Annotated in this window: 18 protein-coding genes; 7 read left to right on the forward strand and 11 right to left on the reverse strand. The window is 70.1% G+C overall.

All coding sequences use genetic code 11. The annotated features are described in order from the left end of the window. Nucleotide 1: 1 nt before the first annotated feature. The 5 genes from ACFX43_RS15490 to ACFX43_RS15510 are packed head-to-tail and all read right to left on the reverse strand — an operon-like array spanning nucleotide 2 to nucleotide 7,982. Complete coding sequence (locus ACFX43_RS15490; RefSeq protein WP_378827567.1) at nucleotides 2-1,216, reverse strand: MFS transporter; 1,215 nt, start codon at nucleotides 1,214-1,216, stop codon at nucleotides 2-4. Further along, nucleotides 1,213-1,962 carry a respiratory nitrate reductase subunit gamma gene (narI, locus tag ACFX43_RS15495; RefSeq protein ID WP_378827592.1) on the reverse strand — a complete coding sequence of 250 codons (750 nt, stop codon included), beginning with the start codon at nucleotides 1,960-1,962 and terminating at the stop codon, nucleotides 1,213-1,215. The genes ACFX43_RS15490 and narI overlap by 4 nt, the downstream gene beginning before the upstream one ends. Further along, nucleotides 1,962-2,633, reverse strand: a complete 672-nt coding sequence (narJ, locus tag ACFX43_RS15500; protein ID WP_378827602.1) for a nitrate reductase molybdenum cofactor assembly chaperone — start codon at nucleotides 2,631-2,633, stop codon at nucleotides 1,962-1,964. The genes narI and narJ overlap by 1 nt, the downstream gene beginning before the upstream one ends. Continuing rightward, entirely contained in the window at nucleotides 2,630-4,297 is a 1,668-nt protein-coding gene (gene narH / locus ACFX43_RS15505; protein WP_378827615.1) for a nitrate reductase subunit beta, read from the reverse strand. Before narH ends, narJ begins: the two co-directional genes overlap by 4 nt. A gap of 22 nt (nucleotides 4,298-4,319) precedes the next feature. Next, nucleotides 4,320-7,982 carry a nitrate reductase subunit alpha gene (locus ACFX43_RS15510; protein ID WP_378827628.1) on the reverse strand — a complete coding sequence of 1,221 codons (3,663 nt, stop codon included), beginning with the start codon at nucleotides 7,980-7,982 and terminating at the stop codon, nucleotides 4,320-4,322. 187 nt (nucleotides 7,983-8,169) lie between these two features. Here ACFX43_RS15510 and pheS point away from each other — a divergent pair, with 187 nt between their 5' ends. Together pheS and pheT are read left to right on the forward strand one after the other, a co-directional pair. After that, nucleotides 8,170-9,291 carry a phenylalanine--tRNA ligase subunit alpha gene (gene pheS / locus ACFX43_RS15515; RefSeq protein ID WP_378827642.1) on the forward strand — a complete coding sequence of 374 codons (1,122 nt, stop codon included), beginning with the start codon at nucleotides 8,170-8,172 and terminating at the stop codon, nucleotides 9,289-9,291. Next, nucleotides 9,288-11,783 carry a phenylalanine--tRNA ligase subunit beta gene (gene pheT, locus ACFX43_RS15520; RefSeq protein WP_378827654.1) on the forward strand — a complete coding sequence of 832 codons (2,496 nt, stop codon included), beginning with the start codon at nucleotides 9,288-9,290 and terminating at the stop codon, nucleotides 11,781-11,783. Before pheS ends, pheT begins: the two co-directional genes overlap by 4 nt. A gap of 65 nt (nucleotides 11,784-11,848) precedes the next feature. Here pheT and ACFX43_RS15525 read toward each other — a convergent pair whose 3' ends face one another. Both ACFX43_RS15525 and ACFX43_RS15530 read right to left on the reverse strand, forming a co-directional pair. Continuing rightward, entirely contained in the window at nucleotides 11,849-14,053 is a 2,205-nt protein-coding gene (locus ACFX43_RS15525) for an acyltransferase family protein (RefSeq protein WP_378827660.1), read from the reverse strand. A gap of 51 nt (nucleotides 14,054-14,104) precedes the next feature. Next, the gene (locus ACFX43_RS15530) at nucleotides 14,105-15,127 is read right to left on the reverse strand and encodes a threonine aldolase family protein (RefSeq protein ID WP_378827670.1); all 1,023 of its coding nucleotides are present in this window, start codon (nucleotides 15,125-15,127) and stop codon (nucleotides 14,105-14,107) included. Between the two features lie 92 nt (nucleotides 15,128-15,219). Here ACFX43_RS15530 and ACFX43_RS15535 point away from each other — a divergent pair, with 92 nt between their 5' ends. Next, nucleotides 15,220-18,207 carry an ATP-binding protein gene (locus ACFX43_RS15535; protein ID WP_378827678.1) on the forward strand — a complete coding sequence of 996 codons (2,988 nt, stop codon included), beginning with the start codon at nucleotides 15,220-15,222 and terminating at the stop codon, nucleotides 18,205-18,207. A gap of 12 nt (nucleotides 18,208-18,219) precedes the next feature. On the opposite strand, the gene ACFX43_RS15540 is transcribed toward ACFX43_RS15535, so the two are convergent. The 4 genes from ACFX43_RS15540 to ACFX43_RS15555 all read right to left on the reverse strand — a co-directional run bounded on the left by ACFX43_RS15540 (nucleotide 18,220) and on the right by ACFX43_RS15555 (nucleotide 21,516). Then, nucleotides 18,220-19,038 (reverse strand): ABC transporter permease, encoded by an 819-nt coding sequence (locus tag ACFX43_RS15540; RefSeq protein WP_378827690.1) that lies wholly within the window; start codon nucleotides 19,036-19,038, stop codon nucleotides 18,220-18,222. Nucleotide 19,039: 1 nt separating this feature from the next. Beyond that, complete coding sequence (locus ACFX43_RS15545) at nucleotides 19,040-20,038, reverse strand: ATP-binding cassette domain-containing protein (RefSeq protein WP_378827711.1); 999 nt, start codon at nucleotides 20,036-20,038, stop codon at nucleotides 19,040-19,042. Nucleotides 20,039-20,117: 79 nt separating this feature from the next. Next, nucleotides 20,118-20,672 (reverse strand): TIGR00730 family Rossman fold protein, encoded by a 555-nt coding sequence (locus ACFX43_RS15550; RefSeq protein ID WP_378827729.1) that lies wholly within the window; start codon nucleotides 20,670-20,672, stop codon nucleotides 20,118-20,120. Nucleotides 20,673-20,682: 10 nt separating this feature from the next. Beyond that, complete coding sequence (locus tag ACFX43_RS15555; protein WP_378827738.1) at nucleotides 20,683-21,516, reverse strand: maleylpyruvate isomerase family mycothiol-dependent enzyme; 834 nt, start codon at nucleotides 21,514-21,516, stop codon at nucleotides 20,683-20,685. 74 nt (nucleotides 21,517-21,590) lie between these two features. Here ACFX43_RS15555 and argC point away from each other — a divergent pair, with 74 nt between their 5' ends. From argC to argF, 4 genes are read left to right on the forward strand one after another with little or no spacing between them, the layout of a single operon-like run. Further along, a complete protein-coding gene (gene argC / locus ACFX43_RS15560; RefSeq protein WP_378827747.1) occupies nucleotides 21,591-22,628 on the forward strand; it encodes an N-acetyl-gamma-glutamyl-phosphate reductase in 1,038 nt (345 codons plus the stop codon). After that, on the forward strand, nucleotides 22,625-23,566 hold the full coding sequence (argB, locus tag ACFX43_RS15565; RefSeq protein ID WP_378827758.1) for an acetylglutamate kinase: 942 nt from the start codon (nucleotides 22,625-22,627) through the stop codon (nucleotides 23,564-23,566). Before argC ends, argB begins: the two co-directional genes overlap by 4 nt. Then, nucleotides 23,563-24,753, forward strand: coding sequence for an acetylornithine transaminase (locus tag ACFX43_RS15570; protein ID WP_378827769.1), 1,191 nt, complete (start codon nucleotides 23,563-23,565; stop codon nucleotides 24,751-24,753). Before argB ends, ACFX43_RS15570 begins: the two co-directional genes overlap by 4 nt. Continuing rightward, nucleotides 24,750-25,673, forward strand: coding sequence for an ornithine carbamoyltransferase (gene argF, locus ACFX43_RS15575; RefSeq protein ID WP_378827780.1), 924 nt, complete (start codon nucleotides 24,750-24,752; stop codon nucleotides 25,671-25,673). The genes ACFX43_RS15570 and argF overlap by 4 nt, the downstream gene beginning before the upstream one ends. The last annotated feature ends 10 nt before the right edge of the window (nucleotides 25,674-25,683 follow it).

The raw sequence follows: 25,683 nt of genomic DNA on the forward strand, positions 1-25,683 counted from the left end.
TCTACGGGATGGTCGCCGCCGACCGCTTCCTGATCCCGACGAGTGTGTACGTCAGTGCGATCGCCGCCACGACACACAACAGCAGCAACCCGATCGTGTAGGAGTGTGAGGCGGCGTCGTAGGTCGCCCCCATGACCAGCGGCGGGAAGAATCCGCCGAGTCCGCCGGCGGCGCCGACCAGGCCGGTGACCGCTCCCACCCGGGCGGGCGGGGCGAGCTGAGCGACCCAGGTGAAGACGGCGCCGGTGCCCAGACCCAAGAAGGCGGCCATGAGCACGAAGACCGTGCCGGCAGCCAGCTCCACCGGCGGTGTCAGGGACATCAGCACCGCGAGCACGGCCGCACCACCGAAGGAGACCGAGGCGACCGCGCGTGGCCCGAGCCGGTCGGACAGGACGCCCCCGAGAGGGCGGCACAGAACGGCGGCGATGGCGAAACCGGCCGTGCGCGTGCCCGCGGCCGTGAGGTCGAAGTCGTAGACGTCCTTGAGGAACGTCGGGAGATAGGTGGAGAAGGCGACGAAGCCGCCGAAGGCGACGGCGTACAGGAACGACATCTGCCAGGTCACGGGGAGCTTGATCGCGGCGGCCAGCTTCGGGAGCACGGGGTCGTCGTTGGGCCGCCAGGCCGGGGCGTCCTCCAGCGTGAACCACATCAGTGCCGCCGACGCGACCAGCGCGACCGCGAGGATCACGTGCGTCGTCGTGTAGCCGAACCACTCCACGAACCGCGGCGTGAAGAACGACGACAGCGCGGTGCCGCCCATGCCCATTCCGAAGACGCCGGTGGCGAAGCCGCGTCGTGACTTCTGATACCACGCGTTCGCGAAGGGGATCCCGACGGCGAAGGTCGTGCCCGCGATGCCGAGGAAGAAGCCGAAGACCAGCAGCAGCGTGAAGGAGCCGATGTTGCCGGCCAGCGCCACCAGCAGGACGAAGGGCGCTGCGGCGAGCATCAGCACCGGGAACATCAGCCGGCCCCCGTAGCGGTCGGTGAGGGCGCCGGCGAGGATCCGCCCCACCGACCCGACCAGCACCGGGGTCGCGACGAGGATCGACTTCTGGCCGGCAGACAGCGCCAGTTCACCGGTGTAGCGGACCGCCAGCGGCGCAATCATGTTCCACGCCCAGAAGCTGATGGTGAACGCCCAGGTGGCCAGCAGAAGATTCTTGAGCTGTCCGCTCTGCGTCGTCGCGGATACGGCCTGCGTACTCATCGGGCCTCCCTGTCGAAGGTTCCGGAGCCGGCCCATCCGGGCCGCTCCGGTCGGACGCCGGCACGAGGACGTGCGTCACGGCTGCGATAGACGATGTAGGGACGGAACAGGTAGTGCACGGGTGCGGTGAAGGCGTGCACCAGCCGGGTGAACGGCCAGATCGTGAAGAGCAGCAGGCCGACGAGGACGTGGACGTGGAACTGGATGGGCGCTGCGGCCATCGCGGCCACGTCGGGCTGCAGGACGAACAGCGAGCGGAACCAGGGTGAGACGGTCTCGCGGTAGTCGTGCGCCTGGTGCCCCTCGGCGAGGGCGACGACCGTGGTCCACAGCCCCAGGACGATCGCGGCCACCAGGACGACGTACATGAACTTGTCGTTCTTGGTGGTGGCCATGAAGACCGGTCCGGTCGTACGTCGCCGGTAGACCAGGAGGAGCAGTCCGGCCAGGGTGCAGACGCCGGCGATCAGGCCCCAGAAGAGCGCGTTGCCGTGGTAGACGCCCTCGGAGATCCCCAGCGCCTCGGTCCAGGACGCGGGGATGAGCAGCCCGGCGGCATGGCCGACGATGACGACCAGGATCCCGAAGTGGAACAGCGGTGAGCCGATCCGCAGCAGCCGTGACTCGTAGAGCTGGGAGGAGCGGGTCGTCCAACCGAACTTGTCATAGCGGTAGCGCCACCAGGTGCCGACGACGAGGACCGCGATGGCGACATAGGGGAGTACGCCCCACAGGAGCACGTCCATCATCGGGCTCCCATCATGGTGGCGGCCGAGACCGGTCCGGCCTTGGGGAAGGGCAGCATCTCCAGGCCGACCGACTCGGCGGGTGGTCCTGCCTGCGCCATGGCGAGCGCCTCCTGCCTGTCACGGGCCGACGGCCCCGGGAGCGTCGCGCAGACCGCGGCGAGAACGTCGGCGTAGGCAGAACCGCGATCGACCAGGGCGAGCCGGATCAGCTCGAGCGCCGACCGGTTCTCGATGAGCAGCCGGCGCCCGCCCTCGGGGTCGGCCAGGGCGGCGTACTCCAGCACCATCGGCAGATGGTCGGGCAGCTCCCCATGGGTGTCGACGACCCAGCCGTCGCCCTTCGTGGTGCCGTCGCGGAGCCGGGCCTTGAAGTCCGCGAGCGACTCCCCGCGGCGGCGGGTGTCACCATCGCGCCAGTAGGACAGGTGCAGCGTCTGCCGGCGGTGCAGGTCGAAGAGCTCGACGTAGACGTGCTGCAGCGCGTGCGGGTCCTGGCGGGCCAGCGTGTCCACGAAGCCACGCAGCAGCTTCACCGCCTCGGAGGTCGGTTGCTCGTCGAGCGCGCTGCGCAGCAGTGGGAGCTTCGCGATCAGCTCGTCGTCGGGGTAGCCGAGGCACCAGGCGGCGACCTGGTGGACGACGCGCCAGTCGGCCGTACGTCGCTTCATGACCGTTCTTCCCGCTTGGCGGGGAACAAGCCATCAGGGGTTCCGTTGCCGTCCCAGTTGAGCAGGTTGACCCGCCCACGCAGCGTCTCGTCGGAGGCAGCCTCGTCCGTGGTCTGGCGCTGCTTGAGCGCTTGATAGTTCTCCACGGCCATCGGCACGGGGCGGCCGCTGGCCTCGCCCATGGGCCCGGATTCGTACATGCCCGGTCCGTCGTCGTACTCCAGCGAGCAGCCCATCTCCTCGAGGTCGTGGGCCTGCTCGGAGTGGGCTGTGGGGATGACGTAGCGCTCCTCGTACTTCGCGATCCCGAGCAGGCGGTACATGTTGTAGAGCTCCTCCTCGCTCATCCCGACGGCGGCCGGGATCGAGGCGTCCGGGTCGCGTCCGAGGGTCACATCACGCATGTAGGCGCGCATCGCGGCGAGCTTCTTGAGCACCAGGTCGACCTCGGCGGTGTCGCCGGCGGTGAACAGCTCGGCCAGATACTCGATCGGGATGCGCAGCGAGTCGATGGCTCCGAAGAGGTTGGGCGCGGCCTCGGCATCGTGGCCCTGCTCCTTGAGGAGGTCGACGACGGGGGAGAGCGGCGGGACGTACCAGACCATCGGCATCGTCCGGTACTCCGGATGCAGCGGCAGCGCGACCTTGTAGTCCTTGATCAGGGCGTACGTCGGCGAGCGGCGCGCCGCGTCGAGCCAGTCCTCGGGGATGCCCTGCTTCTTCGCCTCGGCGATGACCTTCGGGTCCTTGGGGTCGAGGATGACCTCGAGCTGGGCGGCGTACAGATCCTCCTCCGACTCCGTCGAGGCGGCCCCGGTCACCGCGTCGGCGTCGTAGAGGACCAGACCGAGGTAGCGCAGCCGGCCCACGCACGTCTCCGCGCACACGGTCGGCAGACCGACCTCGATGCGCGGGTAGCACATCGTGCACTTCTCGGCCTTGCCCGAGCGGTGGTTGAAATAGATCTTCTTGTAGGGACACCCGGTGATGCACTGGCGCCAGCCGCGGCAGCGGTCCTGGTCGACGAGGACGATGCCGTCCTCCTCGCGCTTGTAGATCGCGCCCGAGGGGCACGAGGCCATGCACGATGGGTTGAGGCAGTGCTCGCAGATCCGGGGCAGGTAGAACATGAAGGTCTGCTCCAGCTCGAACTTGATCCGGGTGTTCGACTCCTCCCGGATCTTCTGCACGATCGGGTCGAGGTGTCCGTGCTCCATCGAGCCGCCGAGGTTGTCGTCCCAGTTGGCCGACCAGGTGATCCGGGTGTCCGCGCCGGTGATCAGGCTCTTGGGGCGAGCCACCGGGAAGTCGTCACCGAGCGGGGCGTCGATGAGGGTCTGGTAGTCGTAGGTCCAGGGCTCGTAGTAGTCGTCGAGCTCGGGCTGCACGGGGCTGGAGAAGATGGTGAGCAGCTTCTTCACGCGGCCGCCCGCCTTGAGGCGGAGGTTGCCCCTCTTGTCCAGCGTCCAGCCGCCGCGCCACCTCTCCTGGTCCTCGTAGCGCCGCGGGTAGCCCTGGCCGGGGCGGGTCTCGACGTTGTTGAACCAGACGTACTCGGTGCCGGCCCGGTTGGTCCACGCCTGTTTGCAGGTCACCGAGCAGGTGTGACACCCGATGCACTTGTCGAGGTTCATGACCATCGCCATCTGTGCCATGACTCTCATGAGGTCGCTCCGCTCCGGGTCATCAGTAGTCCACCTTCTGCGAACGCTTGCGGACCGTGGCGACCATGTCTCGCTGGTTGCCGGTCGGGCCGAGGTAGTTGAACGTGTAGGAGAGCTGGGCGTAGCCACCGATCAGGTGGCTGGGCTTGACCAGCAGGCGGGTGGCGGAGTTGTGAATGCCGCCTCTTCGCCCGGTGGCTTCCGACTTGGGTACGTCGATGGTGCGGTCCTGGGCGTGGTGCATGTAGACCACGCCCTCGGGCATCCGGTGGGAGACCACCGCCCGGGCGACCACCACACCGTTGGCGTTGGTGGCCTCGACCCAGTCGTTGTCGCGTACGTCGATGGCCTCCGCATCCTGTGGGGACATCCAGACGGTGGGTCCGCCTCGGGAGAGCGAGAGCATGAAGAGGTTGTCCTGGTACTCGGAGTGGATCGACCACTTCGAGTGCGGGGTCAGATATCTGACCGTCACCTGCGCGGAGCCGTCCTGGCCGATGCGTGGCTCGCCGAAGAGGCGGTGCATGTCGAGTGGTGGCCGGTAGAGCGGCATCGCCTCTCCGATGTCGGTGAGCCAGTCGTGGTCGAGGTAGAAGTGCATCCGGCCGGTCAGCGTGTGGAACGGCTTGAGGCGCTCGATGTTGACCGTGAACGGCGCGTAGCGGCGCCCGCCGGTCTCCGAGCCGGACCACTCCGGGGAGGTGATCACCGGCACCGGCGCCGACTGGGTCTGGGCGAAGGTGATCCGCTTCTCCTCCGAGCCCTCGGCGAGGTCGGCGAGCTTCTTGCCGACGCGCTGCTCGAGCGTCTTGAAGCCCTGCACCGCGAGCTCACCGTTGGTCGTGCCGGAGAAGAGCAGGATGGCCTCGGCCATCTTCTCGTCGGTGTCGATCGCGGGGCGACCCTCGGCCGGACCGCTCGGCATCACGCCGGTCTGCCTGGCCAGCCTCGCGGTCTGCTCCTGCATCCGGTAGGTCACGTTCTTGACCGTGAACCCGAGGGTGTCGGCCAGCGGCCCGACCGAGGCGAGCTTGTCGGCGATGGCGGTGTAGTCGCGCTCGACCACGGCGAGCACGGGCCTGGTGTGGTCGGGGTCGGCCGGGGTCTCGCCGGGGGTGTCGTGCTGGACCGGGACGCTGACGACGTCCTTGCGGGTGCCGAGGTGTTTCCTCGACAGCTCGGACAGCTTCTCGGCCAGCCCGTGGAAGAGGTCGAAGTCGGTCCGCGCCTCCCACGGCGGGTCGATCGCGGGAGTGAAGGCGTGCACGAACGGGTGCATGTCGGTGGAGGAGAGGTCGTGCTTCTCGTACCAGGTCGCGGCCGGCAGGACGACGTCGGAGAGCAGCGTCGTCGACGTCATCCGGAAGTCGGCCGAGACCAGCAGGTCGAGCTTCCCCTCGGGCTGCCGGTCGTGCCATCTCACGCTGCTCGGCCGGGGCGTCTTGGGGTTCTCGGAGCCGAGCACGTTGTGGTGGGTGCCCAGCAGGGTGCGCAGGAAGTACTCGTTGCCCTTCGCCGAGGAGCCGAGCAGGTTCGAGCGCCACAGCACCAGCGTCCGCGGCCAGGCGCTGGGAGCATCGATGTCGGCGATGGCGGGCTGGACGGTGCCATCGGCAAGGGCGGTCGAGACGTAGTCGGCGGCGGTGGCCGAGTAGCCCGCGGCGACGGCCTTCGCCGCCTCGTCGGCGACGTCGAGCGAGTTGCGGTCGAACTGTGGGTAGAAGGGCATCCAGCCCTTGGTGGCGGAGGTCGCGATCACGTCGGCGGTGTGGCCGCGCAGGTGTCCCTCGGCCAGCGGGGAGGCGAGAGAGTCGGCGCTGTAGCCGTCGTTGCGCCACTGTCCGGTGTGCATGTACCAGAACGAGGTGCCGGTCATCGTCCGCGGCGGCCGGGACCAGTCGAGCCCGTTGGCCAGCGAGATCCAGCCGGTGATCGGGCGGCACTTCTCCTGACCGACGTAGTGCGCCCAGCCGCCGCCGTTACGGCCCATGCAGCCGGTCAGGATGAGCAGGGACAGGATCGAGCGGTAGATGGTGTCGCCGTGGAACCACTGGCACACCCCGGCGCCCAGGATGATCATCGACCGGCCCCGGGACTCCTCGGCGTTGGTGGCGAACTCGCGCGCGATCCGGAGGCACGCCTCGGCCGGCACCGAGGTGATCTCCGCCTGCCAGGCCGGGGTGTAGGGCACGGTCGCGTCCTCGTAGCCCGACGGCCACAGGCCCGGCAGCCCCTCGCGCCGGACTCCGTACTGCGCCAGGATCAGGTCGAGCACGGTCGTCACCAGGTGACCACCGACCCGGGTCGTGGGTACGCCGCGATGCAGCACCTCACCGGTGCCGTCGGCGCTGGTGAACCCGGGCAGCAGCACCTCGACGGGTTCGCCGTCGTCGTGGAGGGTCAGCTTGGGACGTACGCCTTCCAGGTCGAGGTTCCACCTGCCGACGCCGGACTCGGCGTAGCGGAAGCCCATCGAGCCGTTCGGGACGACCGCGACACCGGAGCCCTCGTCGATGACCACGGTCTTCCAGCGATTCTCCGGCGGTGCCTCCGAGGCCAGCGGGTCGATGAGGTGGGCCAGGTCCGCGGCGGTGAGGAACTTCCCGGGGACGTAGGCTCCATCCTTCTCCTCGAGGCGGACCAGATGGGGGAGGTCGGTGTAGGTGCGGACGTAGTCCTCGAAGAACGGGGTCTGCTTCTCGACGAAGAACTCGCGCAGGATCACGTGGCCCATGGCCATCGCGAGGGCGGCGTCGGTGCCGGCCTGGGCGGGCAGCCACTCGTCGGCGAACTTGGTGTTGTCGGCGAAGTCTGGGCTGACGGTGACGACCTTGGTGCCGCGGTAGCGGACCTCGGCCATCCAGTGAGCATCGGGGGTGCGGGTGACCGGGACGTTGGAGCCCCACATCATCAGGTAGGTCGAGTCCCACCAGTCGCCGGACTCCGGCACGTCGGTCTGGTCGCCGAAGACCTGTGGCGAGGCGACGGGGAGGTCGGCGTACCAGTCGTAGAAGCTGGTCATCACCCCGCCGATGAGCTGGGTGTAGCGGGTGCCCACGCAGTGGGAGACCATCGACATCGCCGGGATCGGGGAGAAGCCGATGTTGCGGTCGGGGCCGTGGGTCTTGATGGTGTGGACCTGTGCGGCGGCGGCGAGCTCGAGCGCCTCGTCCCAGCCGGCCCGCACCAGGCCGCCCTTGCCGCGGGCCCGCTGGTAGCGGCGGCGGCGCTCGGGGTCGGCCTGGATGTCGGCCCAGGCCTCCACCGGGTCGCCCCCGGTGCGCTGCTTGGCCTCACGGAAGAGGTCGAGGAGCACACCACGTATGTATGGGTATCGGACCCGGGTGGGGGAGTAGGTGTACCAGGAGAAGGCGGCGCCCCGGGGACAGCCGCGGGGTTCGTACTCCGGCCGGTCGGGCCCGACCGAGGGATAGTCGGTCTGCTGGGTCTCCCAGGTGATGATGCCGTCCTTGACGTACACCTTCCAGGAGCACGACCCGGTGCAGTTCACTCCGTGGGTCGACCTGACCACCTTGTCGTGGCTCCATCGGTCGCGATAGAAGACGTCGCCGGCTCGACCGCCCTTGCGGAAGACGGCGCGACCGTCGTCGGTCTCGTCCCACCTGGTGAAGAAGCGACCTGCCTTGAGCAGGAGATCACTGGCCGGTCCGTCGACTCGGGGCATGCTTTTACTATCACCCCGGTAAAGGTATGGATACAAGGGACCACAAGTCCCCTACAGCACGGCGTATACGGCTGGTCCTCGGTGGAGTGCGGCGCCCGCGGGATGTCCGGTTCGCGCGGGGAGGTGCGAGGTTCCTAGACTGTCGTTCATTCATGACAACTGAGTCATCAGACGACGAAAGCCAGTGATGTCCGGTCCCAACACCGACTATGACCCGGTAGAGGTCACCCCCTTGAAGGCTGAGGAGGTCGAGGCCGCGCGCGACGCTGCGCTGAAGGCCATCGACGCCGCGACCAGTCTCGAGGAGCTCAAGCAGACACGGCTCGACCACGCCGGCGACCGTTCGCCGCTCGCCCTGGCCAACCGCGAGATCGGCGCGCTGCCGCCGGCGGCGCGCAAGGATGCCGGCCAGCGTGTCGGCAAGGCGCGCGGCGCGGTCAACCAGGCGCTCGCGGCACGGCAGAAGGTGCTCGAGGCCGAGCACGAGGCGCGGATGCTGGTCGAGGAGACCGTCGACGTGACGCTCCCGACCGACCGGATGCCGGCTGGTGGGCGGCACCCGCTCACCACCGGCGCCGAGTACATCGCCGACATCTTCGTGGCGATGGGCTGGGAGGTCGCCGAGGGCCCGCTCATCGAAGCCGAGTGGCTCAACTTCGACGCCCTCAACCTAGGCCCGGACCACCCCGCCCGCACCATGCAGGACACCTTCTGGACCGAGCCCGCCGAGAACCACGTCGTTCTCCGGACCCACACCAGCCCGGTGCAGGCGCGCACGATGCTGACCCGCGAGGCGCCGATCTACGTGGTCTGCCCCGGACGCGTCTTCCGCACCGACGAGTACGACGCGACCCACTCGCCGATGTTCCACCAGGTCGAGGGGCTGGCCATCGACGAGGGCATCTCGATGGCGAACCTGAAGGGCACCCTGGACCACTTCGCCACCCAGATGTTCGGCGAGGGCATCGTGACCCGGTTCCGGCCGTCGTACTTCCCCTTCACCGAGCCCTCGGCGGAGGTCGACCTGACCTGCTTCGTCTGCCGTGGCGCGCAGGTCGTCGACGCCGGAGACGGTCAGCTCGTCACCTGCCGCACCTGCAAGGGCGAGGGCTGGATCGAGTGGGGCGGCTGCGGGATCGTGAACCCGCGCGTCCTGGTGGCGTGCGGCGTCGACCCGGAGAAGTACAGCGGCTTCGCGTTCGGGATGGGCATCGACCGCACCCTGATGTTCCGCACCGGCCTGTCCGACCTGCGCACCCTCTTCGAGGGTGACGTCCGGCTTACTACTGCATTCGGGAGTGAACTGTGAAGGCCCCCCTCTCCTGGATCAAGGAGTACGTCGACCTGCCGGCCGATCTCGGCATCGAGGAGATCACCGACCGGCTGACCGCGCTCGGCCTCAAGCTGGAGGCGATCGAGACCTCCGGCGCCGGCATCGAGGGCCCGCTCGTGGTGGGCCAGGTGCTCACCCAGGAGCCCGAGCTGCAGAAGAACGGCAAGACGATCAACTGGTGCACCGTCGACGTCGGTGACGCCAACGGCACCGGTGAGCCACAGGGGATCGTCTGCGGCGCGCACAACTTCAAGCCGGGTGACAAGGTCGTCGTGATCCTGCCCGGGGGCGTGCTGCCGGGGAACTTCCAGATCTCGGCGCGCAAGACGTACGGCCACATGTCGGCCGGAATGATCTGCTCCGCTCGCGAGCTCGGGCTGGGGGAGGAGGCCGACGGCATCATCGTGCTGCCCCCCGACGCTCCCGCGCCCGGGACCGACGCCCGCGAGGTGCTCGGGCTCGGCGAGGAGATCATCGAGTTCGAGATCAACCCGGACCGCGCCTACGCGCTCTCGATCCGTGGCCTTGCCCGCGAGGCAGCCCTCGGGTTCGGAGCCGACTTCTCCGACCCGGCCCAGATCGATTTCGCGCTACCCAACGACTCCGGCTATCCGGTCTCGATCGAGGACCCCGACGGGTGCGACCACTTCGCCGCTCGCACCGTCACCGGTTTCGACCCGAGCGCGCCGACGCCAGACTTCATCAAGAAGCGCCTGGAGGCGGTCGGCGTACGGTCCATCTCGCTGGCGGTCGACGTCACGAACTACGTGATGTTCGAGCTCGGCCACCCGATTCACGCCTACGACAAGGCGAAGCTGCAGGGTCCGATCGTGGTCCGGCGTGCGGTCGCCGGAGAGAAGCTGGAGACTCTCGACGGCACCGTGCGTGTTCTCGACCCCGAGGACCTCGTCGTCTGCGACGACTCCGGCCCGATCGGCCTGGGCGGTGTCATGGGTGGGGCCTCCACCGAGATCTCCGAGACGACCACCGACATCGTCGTCGAGGTCGCCCACTGGGATCCGCGCTCGATGTTCCGAACCGGGCGTCGACACAAGCTCACCTCTGAGGCGGGCAAGCGCAACGAGCGGGGCACAGACCCGCTGCTGCCGCCCATCTCGGCCCAGCGAGTGGTCGACCTGCTCGTCGAGTACGGCGGTGGCGAGATCGACGCCGGCGTCACAGAGGTGGGGCCGTCGGCACTCCTCGAGACGCGCAAGCCGTTGACCGAGATCACCATCGCGGTCGACCTGCCTGCACGGATCATCGGCATCGACGTCTCGACCGAGACCGTGGTGAAGTCGCTGGAGCTGGTCGGCTGCGTCGTGAAGGTAGAGGGTGACTCGCTGACGGCGAAGGTACCGACCTACCGCACCGACCTCAACGACCCCTACGACCTGGTCGAAGAGGTCGCCCGCATCGTCGGCTACGACAAGGTCCCCTCGGTGCTGCCGCGCCGGGCGACCGGTGGTGGTCTGACCCGCGCGCAGCAGCTGCGCCGCCGGATCGGGCGTGCCCTGGCCGGCGCCGGGCTGGTCGAGGTCGTCGACTTCCCGTTCGTGGGCGAAGCCGACTTCGATCGCCTCGGACTGCCCGCCGACGACGTGCTGCGGCACACCGTCAAGCTCGCCAACCCGCTCAGCAGCGAGGAGCCCGGCTACACCACGACGCTGCTCCCGGGCCTGCTCAAGGTCGCCGCCCGCAACGTCTCCCGAGGTCAGGACGGGGTCTCTCTCTTCGAGACCGCGACCGTCGCCTTCCCGGTCGACCAGGCCGCGCCGATCTACGGCGTCGACCGGCGCCCGACCGAGGAGGAGCTCGAGAAGCTCCTCGCCGCGATCCCGCGCCAGCCGCTGCACCTGGGCGTCGTGCTCGCCGGGGAGCGTACGCGGGGTGGCTGGTGGGGCGCCGCCGAGACGGCCTCGTGGGCCGACGCCATCGACGTCGTACGCCGCCTGGGCACCGAGCTCGGAGTTCCTGTCGAGGTCGCCTCGGCCTCGCGGGCGCCGTGGCACCCGGGGCGCTGTGCGGTCGTCTCCGTCGACGGTGTCGAGTTCGGGCACGCCGGCGAGCTGCACCCCAACGTGTGTAAGGCGTTCGGGCTGCCGGCTCGTTCGGCAGCGGTCGAGATCGACCTCGACTTCCTGATCTCGAAGGTGCCCGCCACCACCGCCGGCCCGGTCTTCTCGACCATGCCGATCGCGAAGGAGGACGTCGCGCTGACCGTGCCGGTCGACGTCACCGTGGCCGCCGTCGAGGCCGCGCTGCGCGAAGGTGCCGGCGAGCTGCTGGAGACCGTGCGGCTCTTCGACGTCTACGAGGGCGACCAGGTCGGCGAGGGCAAGAAGTCGCTGGCCTTCGCGCTGCGCTTCCGCGCTCCCGACCGCACGCTGAAGGCCGAGGAGACCGCGGCCGCACGCGATGCGGCGGTCGCCAGGGCGGCCGAGCTCACCGGCGCCGTCCAGCGCTGAGGTTCTGACCAGAACGGGGAGGGTCGCTCGCGATGCGAGCGGCCCTCCCCGGCTGCGTACGGCCGCTATCCTCGGCCGCGGATGCCCAGCTCACGGGCGAGCGGCTCGGCGAGCTGGGGTGCGTACTGGCGCGACATGTGGGTGCCGTCGTAGTGGGTGATCGTGTCGCCTACGACGGCGGGGCAGGACCCGTCCCAGCAGAAGTAGGAGCTCATGTCGGCGACGTCGACGCCGACCTCCTCGGCCGCCCGGACCTGCACGTCGATCGACCGCTCCCGCGACTCCACCGCACCCATCAGGCAGTCACGCAGCGTGGCGCCGGGCCGGGACAGGCAGGTGCCGGCGTTGGCGTCGAAGCCCTGGATGTCGCGGATCAGCACCGTACGTCGCGTGTGCTCGTCCACGCGGCGAAGGAAGTCGGCGTAGGCCGGATGCATGAGCTCGTCGATCTCGTTCTGCTCGCCGACCCAGCTGCCGTCCTCGTCGTAGACGCCCTTGATCGGCGGGGCGGTGGAGACGACGGTCAGGTCGGGGTCGAGGCGCCGGTACTGCTTGAAGGCCCAGCGGTTGAAGTCGTCGCACTCGGTGTAGGGGTCGCGTCCGCCGCCGCGGTCGGTGGTGATCGAGGCCGAGACGCAGCGGTTCTTGACCAGGTAATAGACCCGGAAGCCGTGCTCCTTCGCGACCCTGTCGAGCGTCGGGACCCAGTGCAGGGCGTGGGAGTTCCCGAAGACCACCATCGTGCGCGTCCCGTCGGGATCGCCGTCGACGCACAGGTCGCGCTCGGTGTCGTCGGTGTAGTCACACCGGGTCCGGCTCGGCTTGAGCGAGTCGAGCTCGGTGAGCGCGGGACGCAGCTCGGTCGGGACCGGAGTGTCCTCGCGCGCCGCGAGCACCGACGCGCGCACCAGTGCCTCCTGCTTGTCCAGCGACGGAGGGGCGGCGGGTGCGCTGGCCAGGGTGATCGCCGGCTGGAAGTCGCCGCGGGTGGCCTCGAAGTCTGCGTAGACGGTGCCGCCGAGCGCGATGGTCGCCACGAGCGCGATGCTGACCGGGTAGAAGGTGAGCGCGCGCCGGGTCGGCCGCCAGAGCGCACCCTCGCGGAACGGGGCCTCGACGAGGCGGAAGGAGACGTACGCCAGCACGAACGCGCCCCCGACGGCCAGACCGCGCTCGGGCCAGGTGAGCTCACGCTGGAGGACGATCTCGGGCAGCACCAGGAGCGGCCAGTGCCACAGGTAGAGCGAGAAGGACCAGTCGCCGATCGCCCGCATCGGCGCCACCGCCAGCAGCCGGGCACCGATCGTCGTCTCGCCCGAGGGAAGAGCGCCGGCGAGGATGACGGCCGCTGAGCCGAGCACCGGGAGCGCGGCGTGGTAGCCGGGGAACGGGGTGGACTCGTCGTAGCCCAGGCAGGCCAAGACGATGGCGGCCAGACCGCCCAGGACGAGGACCTCCCGGACCAGGGGCGTGCCCCCGAGCTGCTGCATCACGCGGCCGCTGGTGACCAGGATCGCCAGCGCAGCGCCGACCCCCAGCTCCCAGGCGCGGGTGAGCGAGGAGAAGTAGGCCGCGGTCGCCTCGCCCGGGGTGTGGACGATCGACCAGACGAAGCTCGCGATGGTGATCAGCGCGATCGCGGCGAGGAGGTAGCGGCGAGCCCGTGCCGAGCCCTGCTGGACGTCACGCTGGCCGCGGCCCCGGGAGGCGCCGATCCTGCTCGCCAGGACGATGCAGATCAGCGCGACGAGCGGCCAGACCAGGTAGAACTGCTCCTCGACCGCCAGCGACCAGAAGTGCTGGACCGGTGAGGGAGGAAGCTCGGCCTGGAAGTAGTCGGTGCCGGCGGTGGCCATCCGGATGTTGGCGGCGAACGCGGATGCCCAGATCGCGTCGACGGCGAGCGGGGAGACCTGCGCCGGACCCAGCAGGGCCACCGAGGCGACCACGGTGACCGCGAGGGTGAGGGTGGCGGCCGGGAGGATGCGCCGGGCACGGCGCGCGTAGAAGCGTCTCAGTGATATCCGGCCGGTGCGGCCGAGCTCACCGACGAGCTGCTGGGTGATCAGGAAGCCCGAGATGACGAAGAAGACATCGACGCCGACGAACCCGCCGGCGAACCATGACACTCCTGCGTGGGCGGCCAGGACAGTGAGGATGGCGACGGCGCGTAGCCCTTGGACGTCGCCGCGCAGCTGCTTTGCGGGGGCCCTGGGGGGAGCCGTGGGGGTGGAGGGGGCGGGGGAGGGGACCGAGATGTCAGAAGACATAGGCAGATCAGGCTAACAATCCCTCTCGAGAACGCATGGCCCCCGCGGGTATCAGGCGCTGCCCAGGAGCTCCAGGACGTTGCGGATGTCCTCGCTCGTGGTCTGCCACGACGTCACGAACCGGACCTGCCCGCCGAGCCGGTAGAAGAGCACCCCGGCTGCCTCCAGGCGGTCGGCCGTCTCCTCGGGGAGATCCACCCAGGCGAGGTTGGCGTCGACGGAGTTGGTGATGCGTACGCCGGCCGTCCGTAGGCCGGCCGCGAGCTCGGCCATCCGCTCGTTGGCGTTGCGGGCGTTGCGGAGCCAGAGGTCGTCGGTGAGGTAGGCCAGCAGCTGGGCCGACTGGTAGCGCATCTTGGAGGTGACGTGGCCGCTGCGCTTGGTGCGGTAGACGAGCTCGTCGGCGGGAGCGTCGGTGAAGCAGACGATCGCCTCGGCCGAGAGGGCGCCGTTCTTGGTCGCGCCCAGGGAGAGTACGTCGACGCCGGCCCGCCAGGTGAGGTCCGCCGGAGCGGCGCCGGTGGCCACGACCGCGTTCGCGAACCGGGCGCCGTCCAGGTGCACCCGCAGGTCGCGGGTCTTGGCGATCCCGGTGAGCTCGGAGATCTCGGCGACGGAGTAGACCGTGCCGTAGTCGGACGGTGAGGTCAGCGAGAGGACGGCCGGCTGGGAGTGGTGCGGGTCGCCCCAACGTACGCCGTCCAGGTGGACCTGCAGCGCCTCCGGCGCCAGCTTGTAGCCCTCGCCGGCGAGGCCGGTCATCACCGCGCCGCCGCTCAGGTAGGAGGTGGCGCCGCCCTCGCTGCTGAGGATGTGCGCGGTCTCGTGGCACACCACCGAGCCCCAGGGCGGGGTCAGCGCGGAGAGGGAGAGCGCATTGGCGGCGGTGCCGCTCAGCACCGGGAACACGCGCGCCGTCGGATGCTCGAAGACTTCGCGGACGCGGGCCTCGAGCGCCGCGGTGACGTCGTCACCTCCATAGGCGAGCGCGGAGCCGGAGTTGACGGCGGCCATCGCCTCCAGGATCGCGGGGGAGACGGCGGCGGCGTTGTCAGAGCGCAGTTCGACGGTCACGGTTCTATTCTCGTCATGACGGTTCAACTCGTCCGCGTAAGGTCCGATAATCCCGTACGTACGCGATATATCGCTATGACAGAATGGCGGCTGTGACGACGCTGAGTGTGCTGGACGAGGTCACCTGGGCGGGCGCGCCGGTGGCCGGCGAGCGGACCCGGGCGCTGCTGCGCGCGCTGGTCGAGGCCGGTCCGCGAGGTGCCTCCGAGGCTGCTCTGGTCGAGGAGGTCTGGGGGCGTGACGACGTCCTGGCCAACCCCTCGAAGGCGCTCCAGGTGGTGGTCTCCCGCGCTCGGGCGGCGACCGACTCCAGCGCCATCGAACGTACGCCGCGGGGCTACCGCCTCAACCTCCAGGCCGGCGAGGTCGATGCGTGGTCGCTGCGTCCGGAGGCGCTGAGGCTGGCCGCCGAGAAGAGGTACGCCGAGGCGCTCCCGCTCCTCGAACGGCTCGTCGGGCTCGACCCCGACGAGGAGGTCATCGAGGCGGTGCTGCGCGCGGTCGCCGCGGTGCACGGTGTGCCGGCGGCGCTGGAGCGCTTCGAGGCGTACCGGACCGGGCTGGCCGACGGGCTCGGTGTCGACCCGAGCCCGAGGTTGCGGGCTGTCCATGCCGAGCTGCTCGCGCGCGACCGGCCGGTGCGCTCGGGGCTGCGTCACGACGCCGACGTGCTGATCGGTCGCGAGCAGGACGCCGCCGAGGTCTCCGCCCTGCTGAAGGGCTCGCGGGTCGTCACGATCCTCGGCCCCGGCGGGTTGGGGAAGACCAGCCTGGCCCAGGTGATCGCCCACGGCGCCGAGCAGCCGGTGGTCCACTTCGTCGAGCTGGTCGGCGTGACCGCTCCCGAGGACCTGGTCAGCGAGGTCGGCTCGGCTCTCGGCGTGCGCGACTCGGTCGCCCACCGTGACCGGCTCACTCCCGATCAGCGGGCCGACGTGCGGTCGCGGATCGCGCAGCAGCTCGACGGTGTGCCGACCCTGCTCGTGCTCGACAACTGCGAGCACATCGTGGCCGCCGTCGCCGACATGGCCGCCTTCCTGGTCGCGACCGTGCGCGACCTCACCGTGCTGACCACCTCCCGGAGCCCGCTCGCCATCGGCGCGGAGCGGGTCTACCCGCTCGGCCGCCTGGGCACGTACGACGGCAGCGAGCTGTTCCGGCGCCGCGCCGTCGCCGCGCGGCCCGGGGTCCACCTCGAAGAGGGCCGGGTCGACGAGATCGTCACCCGGCTCGACGGTCTGCCGCTGGCGATCGAGCTGGCAGCGGTGAAGGTGCGCGCGATGTCCGTCGACGACATCGCGCGGCGGCTGGAGAACCGGTTCGAGCTGCTGCGCGGTGGCGACCGCAGCGCTCCCGATCGCCACCAGACCCTGGTCGCGGTCATCGACTGGTCCTGGAACCTCCTCTCCGAACGCGAGCGGCGGGCGATGCGCTGGCTCTCGGTCTTCCACGACGGGTTCACCCTCGCGGCGGCCGAGGCGATGCTCGGTGCCGACACCTTCGCCGCAATCGAGGAGCTCGTCGACCAGTCGCTGCTGACCGTCGTCGACGCACCGCTGGGGTTCCGCTACCGGATGCTCGAGACCGTCCGCGAGTTCGGCCGGATGCAGCTGATCGACGCCGGTGAGGACGCCGCGGCCCGGGCGGCCCAGCGCGCGTGGGCGCGAGACTACGCCGACGCGAGCGCCGGCCGGATCTACTCCCCGGAGCAGTTCGACGCCATGGACGAGCTGCGCGCCGAGGAGAGCAACCTCGCCGACATCCTGCGCCAGGTCCTGGCCGACGACGAGGCCGAGTCGGTGATCCGTCTCTTCTGCGCGATGGGTGTCTTCTGGACCATCGCGGGCGAGCACCAGCGGGTGATCATGCTGGCCGGACCGGTCGCCGATCTGCTCGCCGAGTGGGAACCACCGCCCGAGCTGCTGGAGAAGACCAGGCTCGTGCTGGCCCTGCTGCTCTTCGGTGCCGCCGTGACCGGTGGCTCCGGTCTCGAGCGGCTGATGACGATCCTGGACCGGGTCGGAGCCGAGGCCCAGGACCCACAGCTCAGGGTGATGCTGAAGGTCATGCAGGCGATGGCCAGCACCGTGGCCGGATCCGCGACCGGCCCCCGAGCCGGCCGGCCGCTGGAGGCCGAGCTGGCCGACCTGGTCACCGACCCCGACCAGGACGTACGCGCTCGTGCCTACACCTTCCTCAGCCACGAGCGGGAGAACCTCGGCGACCCCGAGGGTGCGGTCGCCGCGGGGAGGGAGGCGCTGCGCCTGACCGGCACCGACGGCGGCCTCTGGCCGCAAGCGATGCTGCACGCCCAGCTCAGTGGCCTCTATGCCCAGCTCGGCCGTCTCGGCGAGGCGGCGGAGCACGCCCGCGAGGCCGTCCCGATCCTGCGCCGTCTCGGTGCCGACGACGACCTCGTCCAGACCAACGCCATCCTGGTGACGTACGCCGTGGAGCAGGGCCGCCTCGAGGAGGCAGCCGAGATGCTGGCCGAGCTCGCCGACGAGCAGCCTCGCGGCGGCTTCGGCTCCCGAGGCGCCGTCCACGGCGCCCGGGCCCAGCTCCTCCTCGCCCAGGGACGGGTCGGTGAGGGGCTCGCGCTGTTCCGCGAGGTGGTGGCGACGATGGGCGAGATGCCGTTCCCGGGTTTCACCGATGACCCCGACCTGGTGCCGTGGCGCGTGGCGGCCGAGGCGGTCACCGTGGTCGCCTGCGCCCGGCACGGTGAGGGCGCGGAGGGCGCCGACCTCTTCGAGGCCCTGATGGACAAGGCGCCGCGCCTGGTCTCCGAGGAACGCCGAGCTCAGGACTATCCCGTCACGGGCATGGTGCTGCTCGCGCTCGGGCTGTGGGGCCTGCGGCGCGACGCGCTGCCGCGCGAGGAGTCGGTGCGGCTGGTCGTGCTGGCCGACCGGTTCGGCTACTCCCGCTCGTTCCTGGACATGCGCTGGGAGCGTGCGGTCACCGACGCGAGCCGGCTCGCGCCGGGCGTGCTGGAACGGGTCTGCGAGGAGTACGGCGAACGCCGCGGGCTCGCCCTGCTGGACGAGGCCCGCGGCGTCATCGCGCGCCTGGCTTGAGGTCGGGTGCCGTCAGAGCTTCTTGCTGTAGCTCCACACCGAGAGCGGCGCGAAGATCGCGACGACCGCGGCGCAGCCGACGAGCGCCCATACGACACTCAAGGTGACGTCCCCGGCGTTCATCAGGTCGCGGGTGGCGTTGATGACCAGCGTGACCGGGTTGACATCGACGAAGTGCTGCAGCCAGTCCGGCATGGTCTCCTTCGGCACGAAGGCGGGGGAGAGGAAGGTCAGCGGGAACATGATCATCATCCCCAGGCCCTGCACCCCGCCCGCGGTCTTCAGGACCGTGCCGAGCCAGGTGAAGATCCAGCTCAGCGACCAGCCGGCGAAGATGGTCAGTGCCCAGCCGGCGACCACGCCGCCGACGCCGCCACCGGGCCGGTAGCCCATCAGCAGACCGACCACGATGGTCAGGGTTGCCGCGATCCCGTAACGGAGCAGGTCGGCGACCGCCGGACCGGCCAGCGGCGCGATCCGGGCGATCGGGAGCGCCTTGAACCTGTCGAAGACACCCTTGTCCATGTCCTCGCGCAGCTGGGTGCCGCGAGCCATCGAGGCGGTCAGCGCGGTCTGGGCCAGGATGCCGGTGATGATGGTCGGCAGGTACGACTTCACGTCACCGGAGATCGCGCCGCCGAAGATGTAGGCGAACATCGCGGTGAACAGCAGCGGCTGGATCGTCACGTCGAAGAACTGCTCCGGGTTGCGCATCATCTTGATGTACGCCCGGCGGGCCATGGTCAGCGTCTGGCCGATCGTCTCGCCCACGCCTGGGCGGGCCTTGAGCGGGCGGTCGGCGACGGCGTACGTGGAGATCAGTGCAGCCATGTCAGGCCACCTCCTCGGTGTCGATGTCGGTGTGGGCCGGGTCTTGGGGGATCTCGGTGCTGTGACCGGTCAGGGCGAGGAAGACCTCGTCCAGGGTCGGCTGCTGCACGTTGGCGGTGGTGATCGAGATGCCCGCGTGGCGAAGGCCGATGAGCACGTCGGCGGCCCGGTCGGCATCGGCCAGAGGTACGTTGACGCCGCCCGCCTCGGGCGTGAGCACCGGATGATCGCCGGTGACCTTCTCGACCACGGCGGCGGCGGTGGCGACCTGGGTCCTGTCGCTCAGGCGCAGGTGCAGAGTCGAGTTGCCGACGGAGGTCTTGAGCTGCTCCGAGGTGCCTTCGGCGACCTTGACGCCGCGGTCGATGACCGCGATCCGGTCGGCGAGCTGGTCGGCCTCGTCGAGGTACTGCGTGGTGAGCAGGACGGTGGAGCCGCCGGCGACCAGCGTACGGATGGTGTCCCACATCTGGCCCCGGGTGCGTGGGTCCAGGCCGGTGGTCGGCTCGTCGAGGAAGATCAGCGGCGGGCGGGACAGGAGCGAGGCGGCGAGGTCGAGGCGGCGGCGCATGCCGCCGGAGAACTTCGAGATCTGCCGCTTGGCGGCCTCCTGGAGCCCGAAGGACTCCAGCAGTTCCTCCGAGGCGGCCCGGGCGGACTTGCCGGACATGCCCAGCAGGCGGCCGAAGAGGACCAGGTTCTCGGTGGCGGTGAGGTTCTCGTCGACGGAGGCGTACTGTCCCGTCACGCCGACGAGCTGACGCACCTGGTGGGGGTGCGCCTTGACGTCGACCCCGAAGATCTCCGCCTTGCCGGCATCGATCGGGAGCAGGGTCGCGAGCATCTTCAAGGTGGTGGTCTTGCCGGCGCCGTTGGGGCCGAGCACGCCGAAGACCTCTCCGCGGCGGATCTCGAGGTCGATCCCGTCGACCGCGGTGAAGTCTCCGAAGGTCTTGACCAGACCTGAGGCCGATACGGCCAGTTCGGTGGTTGTTGTCATGCTCCCAGGGTGTGGGGCGCCGGTTTCAGGGCGCCTTCACCGTGGTTTCACGACTGCCGGCTGGATTTCAGTGGCCGGTTCAGCGGGCTGCGTCGAGGCGGGCCAGAACGTCGTCGAGGTCCTCGCCCACGACCAGCGACTCCGCGGGGGAGCCGTGCAGGAAGCCCGCTGCGGCGATGCGCTCCATCATCTCCACGAGCGGGTCCCAGAAGCCGTTGATGTTGAGCAGGCCGACCGGCTTGCCGTGCAGCGAGAGGGTCTGCCAGGTCCAGACCTCGAAGAGCTCCTCGAGGGTGCCGATCCCGCCGGGGAGCGCGAGGAAGGCGTCGGCGCGCTCGGCCATGAGCGCCTTGCGCTCGTGCATGGTGTCGACCACGACCGTCTGCATCCCCGGCGCGCCTTCGACGCGACCCCACTCGCGTTCGACCATGAACCGTGGGATCACGCCGAAGACCTTGCCGTTGCCGTCGATCGCGCCCTGGGAGATCTGGCCCATCAGGCCCCCGCCGCCCGCTCCGTAGACCAGCTCGATCTCGCGCTCGGCGAGCCCCTTGCCGACCTCGTAGGTCCTCTCCATGAGCGTCGGGTCGTTGCCGTCGCGGGAGCCGAGAAAGACCGCCAGGTGCTTGATCATGGGCGTGAGGTTAGTCGTCGTCGGTGATCGCCTGGTTCGTCAACGCGCGGAAGCGCTCGTAGACGTCCTTGTCGCCGGTGACCTTGATGCCCTCGTCGTCGCGCCGGCGCCAGAGCCAGGCGTTCAGGTCGGCCGCGATGCCCTCGATGACCGCGTCGGGCTCGGTGCCGTCAGGGATCTCGTCGGGGGAGACGACGCTGAGGTCGGGCTCGTCCTCGAGGCTGTCGCCGTTGGGGCGGGTGCCGGAGACGAGGCCCAGCTCGACCCAGGTCTGGGTGTCGGTGTCGACCGCGTCGACGCGTACGTACCGACCGCCGCCGGTGAACCTCGCCCAGTCGGGCTTGCCGCCGTAGAACACGTCGAGGATCTCGTCGATCCCGTCGGCGGCCAGGGCCGGGTCGAGCGGCGTCACGGCGCCGGCGGTGAGCTCGGCGTCGAGGCGGTGGATGAGGATCTCGTGGGCCTGCCTGCGGTAGGTGAAGGCGGCGGTCTGGTCCGGCGACCAGGACCAGGTGGGCTCCTCGGGCCCGGTCTGCTCCAGAGTCTTGATGAACCTGGCGTTGAGGTCGTCGAAGTGGGCGAGCAGGTCCTGGTAGGTCGCGTCCTCCGGGCGCTCCGGCTCGGAGTAGGTCTCGCTGCTGGGCTCGGCCGGCCGAGTCTCCAGGACGTACGTCCAGAAGTGCTGAACCTCGGCGGCGACGTGCCACAGCAGGTCGGCGGCGGTCCACTCCGGTGCGGTCGGCACCGGGGTGGTGGGGTCCGTGTCTGCGAGTACGGCACGGAAGCGCGCCGACTCCGACCGGATGTGGTCGAGGTAGGCGGTGGGGGTGAGGCGGGTTGTCATGGAGCGAACACTAGGCGCCCACGTCTCAATCTCCGAACGGGTTTTGCGACATACATGCAGTCTGACGTATGTTCATGCACATGACGAAGAAGCGCGTCGCCGTCGCCGGTGCCAGTGGATATGCCGGAGGTGAGCTGCTCAGGCTGCTGCTGGCCCACCCCGAGGTGGAGATCGGCGCCCTGACCGCCGCCTCCAGCGCGGGCAAGACCCTGGGGAGCCTCCAGCCCCACCTGATCCCGCTCGCCGACCGAGTCCTGGAGCCCACCACCGCCGAGACGCTGGCCGGTCACGACGTCGTCTTCCTGGCGCTGCCGCACGGCGAGTCCGGGCCGATCGCGGCCGGCCTTCCCGACGACGTGGTCGTGATCGACTGCGGCGCCGACTACCGGCTCGCCGACGCCGAGACGTGGACGAAGTTCTACGGCACCGACCACGCCGGCACCTGGCCCTACGGGCTCCCTGAGCTCCCCGGGCAGCGGGCCGCTCTCTCGTCGGCCAGTCGGATCGCGGTGCCGGGCTGTTTCCCGACCGTCTCCACCCTGGCCCTCGCTCCGGCGGTCGAGGCCGGCATCGTCGAGCCCGAGGTCGTCGTGGTCGCCGCCACCGGCACCAGCGGCGCGGGGAAGTCGTCCAAGCCGCACCTGATCGGTGCCGAGGTCATGGGCAACGTGAGCGCCTACGGCGTCGGCGGCGTCCACCGGCACACCCCCGAGATCGTCCAGAACCTCTCCGCGCTGGTCGACGGCGAGGTGTCGGTCTCCTTCACCCCGGTGCTGGTGCCGATGCCGCGCGGCATCCTGGCCACCTGTTCGGCCAAGCTCGGCGAAGGCGTGACGGCGGCCGATGCGCGTGCCGTCTACGAGAAGGCGTACGGCGAGGAGCCCTTCGTCCACCTGCTGCCCGAGGGCCAGTGGCCCCAGACCCAGGCCGTTCTCGGCTCCAACGCCGTCCACCTGCAGGTGACCGTCGACGAGGCCGCCGGGCGGCTGGTCGTCGTCGGTGCCGAGGACAACCTCGCCAAGGGCACCGCCGGGGGAGCGATCCAGTGCATGAACCTCGCGCTCGGCCTCGAGGAGACCGCCGGGCTGACCACGGTCGGAGTGGCGCCGTGATCGACCTCGAGACCGTGGCCCACGAGCCCGGCAGACCCGACCCCGCCAAGGCCCGCACCCTCGCCGGCGCCCTGCCGTGGCTGAAGGAGTATCACGGCAAGATCGTCGTGGTGAAGTACGGCGGCAACGCCATGACCGACGACAAGCTCAAGCGCGCGTTCGCCGAGGACATCGCCTTCATGCGGTTCGCCGGCTTCAAGCCGGTCGTCGTGCACGGCGGCGGCCCCCAGATCTCGAGCATGCTCGACCGGCTCGGCATCGAGTCGGAGTTCCGCGGCGGGCTGCGGGTGACCACCCCCGAGGCCATGGACGTGGTCCGGATGGTCCTGGTCGGCCAGGTGCAGCGTGAGCTCGTCGGGCTGATCAACGAGCACGGTCCGCTGGCCGTCGGGCTCTCCGGCGAGGACGCCGGACTCTTCACCGCCGAGCCGGCCAGCACCGTCATCGACGGCGAGGAGATCGACCTCGGCCAGGTCGGCGAGGTCGTCGACGTACGTCCCGAGTCGGTCCTCGACCTCATCCAGGCCGGCCGGATCCCGGTCGTCTCCAGCGTCGCCCCCGACATCGACGGCGCCGTCTACAACGTCAACGCCGACCGCGCTGCCTCGGCCCTGGCGGTCGCGCTCGAGGCCGAGAAGCTGCTGGTCCTGACCGACGTCGAGGGTCTCTACCTCGACTGGCCCGACCCCGAGGAGGTCATCGGGGAGATCAGTCCCGAGGCGCTGGAGGGCATCCTGCCGGAGCTGGCCAGCGGGATGATCCCGAAGATGAGCGCCTGCCTGGAGGCGGTCAAGGGCGGCGTCAAGCGCGCCACCGTCGTCGACGGCCGGGCCGAGCACGCCGTACTGCTGGAGCTGTTCACCGCTGAGGGGGTCGGCACCCAGGTGCTCCCCGGCGTCACCACCAAGACCCGCAAGGCAAGGGAGCTCGACAAATGACCACCACTGCGCCGAATTCTTGGCAAGAGCGCTACTCCGGCGCGCTGATGAACACCTTCGGTGCCCCCAAGCTGGTCCTCACCCGAGGCGAGGGCGCCCACGTGTGGGACGAGGACGGCAAGGAGTACGTCGACCTGCTGGCCGGCATCGCGGTCAACGCGCTCGGCCACGCCCACCCGGCGCTGGTCTCCGCGGTGACGTCCCAGATGGAGTCCCTCGGCCACGTCTCCAACTTCTTCACCTCCCACCCGCAGGTCGAGCTGGCCGAGGCGCTGCTCGCCCGGGTCCCCGGTGGCGATACCGGCCGGGTCTTCTTCACCAACTCCGGCACCGAGGCCAACGAGGCCGGCTTCAAGCTGACCCGGCGCACCGGGCGGAAGCACATCGTGGCTGCCCGGGGCGCCTTCCACGGCCGCTCGATGGGCGCCCTGGCGCTGACCGCCAAGGAGGCCTACCGGGCCCCGTTCGAGCCGCTGCCGGGTGAGGTCACCTTCGTCGCCTACGGCGACGCCGAGGCGCTGGCCGCGGCGGTCACCGACGAGACCGCGGCGATCATCCTCGAGCCGATCCAGGGTGAGGCCGGCGTCATCGTGCCGCCCGCCGACTACCTCGCGTCCGCGCGGGCCGTGGCCGACGAGCACGGTGCGCTGCTCTGGCTCGACGAGGTGCAGTCCGGTCTGGGCCGCACCGGTCGCTGGTTCGCCCACGAGACCTCCGGCATCACCGCCGACATCGTCACCCTCGCCAAGGGCCTCGGCGGCGGCTTCCCGATCGGTGCCTGCATCGGTCTGGGTCGGGCCGCGACGCTCTTCGAGCCCGGCAACCACGGCACCACCTTCGGTGGCAACCCGGTCGCGTGCGCCGCGGGTCTGGCGGTCATCGAGACCATCGAGTCCGAGGGCCTCCTCGAGCACGTCACCGTGCTCGGACAGAAGTTGCGTGACGGCCTCGCCGCCGACCCGCGGGTCGCGAGGGTCGACGGGGATGGCCTCTTCATCGGAGTGGTTCTCGCCGGTCTCGACTCGGGCGCCGTCGCCGCGGCCGCCCTCGAGGCGGGCTTCATCCTCAACAACGCCACGCCCGAGCGGATCCGGATCGTCCCGCCGCTGGTGCTCACCGAGGACGACGCCGAGAGCCTCCTGGCCGCGTGGCCCGCGATTCTGGACGCGGCGGAGGGGGCGAAGTGACCAGACACTTCCTCCGCGACGACGACCTCACCCCGGCCGAGCAGGCCGAGGTGCTGGCGCTCGCGGCAGCGATGAAGCAGGACCCCTACGCCGCCAAGCCGCTCGCCGGGCCGGTGACCGTGGCCACGATCTACGACAAGCCGACGCTGCGCACCCAGTCCTCGTTCTCCTCCGGGATCGCCGAGCTCGGCGGCCACTCGATGCTCGTCGACGGCCGCCTGGCCGGGATCGGCGAGCGGGAGTCCGTCGCCGACGTCGCCCGGGTGCTCGGCCGGCAGGCGGGGGAGATCGTGTGGCGTACGTTCGAGCAGTCGAGCATCGAGGAGATGGCGGCGTACGCGGGGGTGCCCGTCATCAACGCGCTGACCGACGACTTCCATCCCTGCCAGCTGCTCGCCGACCTGTTGACGGTGCAGGAGCACAAGGGATCGCTGGCGGGGCTGACCGCTTCCTTCCTCGGAGACGCGGCCTGCAACATGGGCAACTCCTGGGCGCTGGCCGGGGCGATCGCCGGGATGCACGTCCGGTTCGGTGCGCCGGAGGGCTACGTGCCCGACGCGGAGGTGCTGGTCAGGGCCAAGGAGATCGCCGAGGAGACCGGCGGCTCGGTCACGGTGACCTCCGACCCGGTCGCGGCGGCAGCCGGGGCCGACGTACTCATCACCGACACCTGGGTCTCGATGGGCAAGGAGAGCGAGACGGCCGCGCGGATCGCGGTCTTCTCGCCCTACGCGCTCACCACCGACCTGCTCGGCCACGCCGATCCCGAAGCGGTCGTGCTGCACTGCCTGCCCGCCTACCGCGGCAAGGAGATCGAGGCCGAGGTGCTCGACGGTCCGCGCAGCCTGGTGTGGGACGAGGCGGAGAACCGGCGCCACGCCCAGAAGGCGATCCTGGCCTTCCTGTGGGAGCGACGATGAGCGAGCGTCA

The sequence above is a fragment of the Nocardioides sp. YIM B13467 genome (genome assembly GCF_042788075.1).
Classification (GTDB): Bacteria; Actinomycetota; Actinomycetes; order Propionibacteriales; family Nocardioidaceae; genus Nocardioides.

Bases quoted from the DNA above. Each gene is read 5' to 3' on its own strand.
- ACFX43_RS15540 (WP_378827690.1), bottom strand. From the start codon at position 19,038: ATGGCTGCACTGATCTCCACGTACGCCGTCGCCGACCGCCCGCTCAAG.
- ACFX43_RS15490 (WP_378827567.1), bottom strand. From the start codon at position 1,216: ATGAGTACGCAGGCCGTATCCGCGACGACGCAGAGCGGACAGCTCAAG.
- ACFX43_RS15525 (WP_378827660.1), bottom strand. From the start codon at position 14,053: ATGTCTTCTGACATCTCGGTCCCCTCCCCCGCCCCCTCCACCCCCACG.
- narH (WP_378827615.1), bottom strand. From the start codon at position 4,297: ATGAGAGTCATGGCACAGATGGCGATGGTCATGAACCTCGACAAGTGC.
- narI (WP_378827592.1), bottom strand. From the start codon at position 1,962: ATGGACGTGCTCCTGTGGGGCGTACTCCCCTATGTCGCCATCGCGGTC.
- ACFX43_RS15545 (WP_378827711.1), bottom strand. From the start codon at position 20,038: ATGACAACAACCACCGAACTGGCCGTATCGGCCTCAGGTCTGGTCAAG.
- ACFX43_RS15570 (WP_378827769.1), top strand. From the start codon at position 23,563: ATGACCACCACTGCGCCGAATTCTTGGCAAGAGCGCTACTCCGGCGCG.
- ACFX43_RS15555 (WP_378827738.1), bottom strand. From the start codon at position 21,516: ATGACAACCCGCCTCACCCCCACCGCCTACCTCGACCACATCCGGTCG.
- ACFX43_RS15550 (WP_378827729.1), bottom strand. From the start codon at position 20,672: ATGATCAAGCACCTGGCGGTCTTTCTCGGCTCCCGCGACGGCAACGAC.
- ACFX43_RS15510 (WP_378827628.1), bottom strand. From the start codon at position 7,982: ATGCCCCGAGTCGACGGACCGGCCAGTGATCTCCTGCTCAAGGCAGGT.
- argC (WP_378827747.1), top strand. From the start codon at position 21,591: ATGCACATGACGAAGAAGCGCGTCGCCGTCGCCGGTGCCAGTGGATAT.
- pheS (WP_378827642.1), top strand. From the start codon at position 8,170: ATGTCCGGTCCCAACACCGACTATGACCCGGTAGAGGTCACCCCCTTG.
- narJ (WP_378827602.1), bottom strand. From the start codon at position 2,633: ATGAAGCGACGTACGGCCGACTGGCGCGTCGTCCACCAGGTCGCCGCC.